Genomic DNA, 4,037 nt, shown 5'->3' on the forward strand with positions numbered 1-4,037 from the left:
ATCAGCGGCATTAACCCGCACGACTGGCTGACCCAGACGCTCAGCAAACTGGCAAATGGTCACCCTGCAAACAACGTCGGAAATCTCATGCCCTGGACCGACGTGGGCTGAGAACACCGCTTACGACGCGGTGACGCGCCCGACCGTCGCTTCGACGTCGGACCGATCGGCGGGTCAGGGGCTTGGCGTCCACTTAGCGCGTGATAAAAATACTACTCCTGCGACTTTTTTTGTAATAAAGTGGCGGGGATAATGGTGACACATCGGAGTGACGACGATGGAGCCGAATTTAGAGGATGTTTGGGAACAGGCGCTTGCTGCGGAACGGCGCTATGGGGACGATGCTATCGAGATGATCACCGTGCGTATGATCGAATGCCTGAAGCTCAGAGATTATATTGAAGCAGGATTTTGGTCAGCAGTTGCAAATCGTTTGGGCGATCTGCACGCAATCAAAACCAAAATTTGCCCGATTTCGTTTTCAGGGGACCATATTGCGCCTGTGGGCATGGATAGTGACACCCCCTCCGTCAGTGTAAACAAAATCGGCGTTTAGGTTTTTGAAAATGCTGCTTCGCCTTGTTATGGCCGACGTGGTGGAAACACCCATGTATGGCGCATTGGTGTCGGCGCCGTGCTACCAAAGAGGAGAATATAGCTCAGTTGAATAACGCATATTCAAGGTGCCAGCCCTAGACCTCGACGGACGCACCGAAACCAACAAGCCGAGGCATCCGGAAAGGCAAGCCACGGAATAGTCAGTCGGTTTAGCAGAATATATAGTTTGCTCATTCTGCGATCATCCGAGTTGGCAGCCTCGGTCAACTGACCCTCGGAAAGCGACTCAGCTTTCCCAGCTCCGTCGTTGGGTCCGCGGAAGACACGATGCAAAGCCTTCGTTAACTAACTTGGCCTACGCAGTGAATTGCGTCGAAACTGGGGACGGCTCTCGACCAAGCGTTTCCAAATTCGGCCGCAGGGGTTCCCACTGGGTGGGGCCAGCCGGGAACCCCGATCTGTGTGTCAAATTGCAATGCCATTGATCGACGGTGGTGGTTGCTATGGTATGCACGGTTCGGACCCCACTCAGAAAAGCTGTCCATGTGAAGCAGCGCTTTGATGGCAATAGATATTGCAGACGTGAGGCTAAGGTTGAGCCGTTAATCGGCAGCTATGCCGACGGTTTTACGCTGCAATTCCTGAGGGAATTGAATAGGCGTTCCGGCCACCCCTTTCGGCAATATCGAGCTGTTCGTCCGCTCGCCGCAAAATTTGGCCAACGGTTTCCGCGCGGCTTCCGATCGCAACGCCTGTGCTGACGGTCAGCGGAATTAAAGTTCCTTGATAGCCGCACGGCGATCGTTCGACCGAGCGGAAGCAGATTCTGCCAGACTGCGGGTTTCCGCCAAGCTTGTCCAGTTAGCGAGGATCGCGAACTCCTCCCCACCCAGCCGGGCAATTATTACGCCGTCCGGACTGAGTTCCGTTAATATTTGCGCGACGTGTTTGATCGCTTCATCGCCCGCATCATGACCCAGACTATCGTTCACTTTCTTGAAGTGGTCGATGTCGGCTAGCAAGAGAATGACCGGCCGAGCGAGACTTATATCACTTTGCTGGTCCAGCAATCTCGAAGCAGCGAGTTGGAATGCTCGGCGGTTCAATAAGCCTGTCATTTCATCGTGTTCGGCCAGCCACTCAACCTTGCAGTGCAACTTATAATATCGGTAATTCATCATTCCCACCCAGAACGAGATCGGCGGCGAGATGAGTAAGGGGATTAGCACTGCCGCGTGGATTGACCGACGGTAGCCGTGAGGCGGCAGGTCAGCGCTAATCCACGACACGATAGCAACGGACGCCGTTATTGCGACCAGAAGGATAAACGCACCTCTGACCACGAGAGTTAAAATCATTCTGTTGCGGTGCATATGCATCGCTATCACGCTCCCACGCGGGCGCCTTCGTTGCTCCAGTCTATGACCGACTAGCTTAAAAAGACGGAAAAGTGACCCGCTAAATATTTCCGCGCTCACCCGATGCCTTCGCTACCGCAATCGAGCCAATTACTGAATTAAACGTCGCAGGTCGTTAGCCGCCGGATTAGGTTGCCGAGTTGCAGTATGGAGGTGCGAGCGATGTTGTGGAAGGCCGCCGGTGCAGTGATGATTGCATTCATATTATCTATGTGCAGTTTGCAAATCCATCCCAGCACGAGTGAGTATGGTGAGTATGGCAATGTCGGTTCGCCCACTGAAAATTGGCGGAAGCGCTTGGTGGCGGGCTGGCCGGCTCCGTTCGTTGCAGATGTCCCGTCGATTTCTGTGCCCCGGCAGATCGGCCCGGAGGACGAATTCCGCTTCGGAGCATTTTTAGGGACCTTCAGTTTCTGGCTTTTGGTAACCCTGTTTTTCGGCTCTATTGTCCGCTTTTTTGGCCGCCGTTAGTAGTAATAGTGTAATTGGACAGGCGACTTCGATTCTTTTCGAGCTCTTCGCTATCTACAGCGCCTGAGCTGGCGCTTCCATTCGATGATGCCAGGCATCGGTAACCGCTGCGTGTGATCTACGGTCAACTCGGGCGTCGCGCGTCCGCATTGGTTTAGCGAGATAGCACCCCAGTCGACGCAAGCGTTTACGCACCTCGGTTGATCCGTCATCCAGTAATCCGTCTCCCGCGCCAAAAGGCAGACGAGCCACCCGAGCGGATGTGTCAGGGGCGAGCTGCTATGGCAGGTAAGGCACAGATTCAGGCTAACAGCGAAACTCAGGTCGGTCACACTTCCGGCGCAAGCGTCACTTTTTCAGAGCATCGGACCTGTCATTCCTCCAGCGGTAAGCGCAGTTGGCGAGACATGCCGCGATCCCACGCCACAAACGGGTTGCAATAGAAACTCTATATATGTAGATAATCAATATGGCTCGGCGCATCAACATTTCGCGGCAGACTCTGACGGTCTTGTCGGCTTTCCTCGAAACACCCCAGGGATGGCGGTATGGGTATGATTTAATCAAAGAAACCGGCCTCAAGTCCGGCACGCTTTATCCGTTGCTCATGCGTCTTCACGATCAAGGGTTGTTAGATTCAGAGTGGCATCCTTCGCCTCAACAAGGTCGACCGGCTCGCCATGCATACCGCTTGTCCCATGCTGGAATTGCTTTGGCGAAGCAGGCACGTTCGTCTGAAACGCCGCCGTTGCAATCCGCAGTCGAGGCGTTCGCATGACCTCTGGTTTGACCCGCATTGCACGTGCTGCTCTTCGAGTGGCAGTTGCGCTTTCACCTCCCGAGCGGCTTGAGTGGTCGAAAGCCATGCAGTCTGAAATGCATCACGCGTCGGGCGGCAATGCGCTGCCCTTTGCTTTAGGGTGCTTATGGGCGATGGCAAAGGCGCGGGCTACGACGCAAACGGCAATCGTCAACGCCTCTCGCTGGACGCTGGTTCTCTGTGCCGTAGCATGGAGTGTTCTCCATATCCGTCTTGCCGGACGGCTTTCGACCGTTGGTGCGACGGCACCATCGATGCTCGCCTACTTTGCGGCAGCGGCAATTGCGGTAGGTGCGTTTTTTACTGCGGTGAGAGGACTGCGCGCCGCAGTATTGCTGGCTATCCCAGTGATTATCTTGTCTAGCTTTGTCGCTATAGGCATCGATCAGATGCTGCCTCCCCAGGCATTTGCCCGCTTCTACAGAGCGATTGCCATAGAGTATGTCGTCATTCTCTCGACGGCTATGCTGATTGCGATCGGCGTCCCGGCTTGGGTGAAGCAACAAAAGAGGTCCACGATATGACGCGACGTCGAATTACGATCGCCTTGGCGGTCGTTGCTGGTCTGCTGGGGATCGTGCATCTTGCTTTAGCCACATTGATCTTTGGCATATGGACCACCGACGTCTTATGGTTCGTCGGCATGCTGCGCGACAATCAAGGTGAGAACAGCGCGACAATCTAGATGAGAATGGCGGGGGTGTGTCTGTCGGGACGAGGGGCGAAGCCCCGAGGAGCGACAGACACACCCCCGCAAGCGTCTTTTCTTT

The 4,037-nt window shown here is 54.8% G+C and carries 6 protein-coding genes; 5 read left to right on the forward strand and 1 reads right to left on the reverse strand.

From position 1 onward, the window contains the following. The first annotated feature begins 9 nt into the window (after nucleotides 1–9). Together WC598_RS15385 and WC598_RS15390 are read left to right on the forward strand one after the other, a co-directional pair. The gene (locus WC598_RS15385) at nucleotides 10–111 is read left to right on the forward strand and encodes a transposase domain-containing protein (protein ID WP_372962384.1); all 102 of its coding nucleotides are present in this window, start codon (nucleotides 10–12) and stop codon (nucleotides 109–111) included. Nucleotides 112–268: 157 nt separating this feature from the next. After that, on the forward strand, nucleotides 269–556 hold the full coding sequence (locus WC598_RS15390) for a hypothetical protein (protein ID WP_327451657.1): 288 nt from the start codon (nucleotides 269–271) through the stop codon (nucleotides 554–556). A gap of 775 nt (nucleotides 557–1,331) precedes the next feature. Here the strand turns inward: WC598_RS15390 and WC598_RS15395 are convergent. After that, nucleotides 1,332–1,931: a GGDEF domain-containing protein gene (locus WC598_RS15395; protein ID WP_327451656.1), complete on the reverse strand. Its 600-nt coding sequence runs from the start codon at nucleotides 1,929–1,931 to the stop codon at nucleotides 1,332–1,334. A 207-nt stretch (nucleotides 1,932–2,138) separates the two neighbouring features. Here WC598_RS15395 and WC598_RS15400 point away from each other — a divergent pair, with 207 nt between their 5' ends. The 3 genes from WC598_RS15400 (at nucleotide 2,139) to WC598_RS15410 (ending at nucleotide 3,791) form a co-directional block, all read left to right on the forward strand. Beyond that, nucleotides 2,139–2,447 carry a hypothetical protein gene (locus tag WC598_RS15400; RefSeq protein WP_310088334.1) on the forward strand — a complete coding sequence of 103 codons (309 nt, stop codon included), beginning with the start codon at nucleotides 2,139–2,141 and terminating at the stop codon, nucleotides 2,445–2,447. A gap of 469 nt (nucleotides 2,448–2,916) precedes the next feature. After that, entirely contained in the window at nucleotides 2,917–3,225 is a 309-nt protein-coding gene (locus tag WC598_RS15405; RefSeq protein WP_310088335.1) for a PadR family transcriptional regulator, read from the forward strand. After that, on the forward strand, nucleotides 3,222–3,791 hold the full coding sequence (locus tag WC598_RS15410; protein ID WP_310088336.1) for a hypothetical protein: 570 nt from the start codon (nucleotides 3,222–3,224) through the stop codon (nucleotides 3,789–3,791). Before WC598_RS15405 ends, WC598_RS15410 begins: the two co-directional genes overlap by 4 nt. The last annotated feature ends 246 nt before the right edge of the window (nucleotides 3,792–4,037 follow it).

It is taken from the genome of Methanoregula sp. (assembly GCF_041645475.1).
Taxonomy (GTDB): Archaea; Halobacteriota; Methanomicrobia; order Methanomicrobiales; family Methanospirillaceae; genus Methanoregula.

Excerpts from the sequence above, each read along its gene's own strand:
- WC598_RS15395 (WP_327451656.1), bottom strand. The coding sequence starts at position 1,931 with ATGCACCGCAACAGAATGATTTTAACTCTCGTGGTCAGAGGTGCGTTT.
- WC598_RS15410 (WP_310088336.1), top strand. The coding sequence starts at position 3,222 with ATGACCTCTGGTTTGACCCGCATTGCACGTGCTGCTCTTCGAGTGGCA.
- WC598_RS15405 (WP_310088335.1), top strand. The coding sequence starts at position 2,917 with ATGGCTCGGCGCATCAACATTTCGCGGCAGACTCTGACGGTCTTGTCG.
- WC598_RS15400 (WP_310088334.1), top strand. The coding sequence starts at position 2,139 with ATGTTGTGGAAGGCCGCCGGTGCAGTGATGATTGCATTCATATTATCT.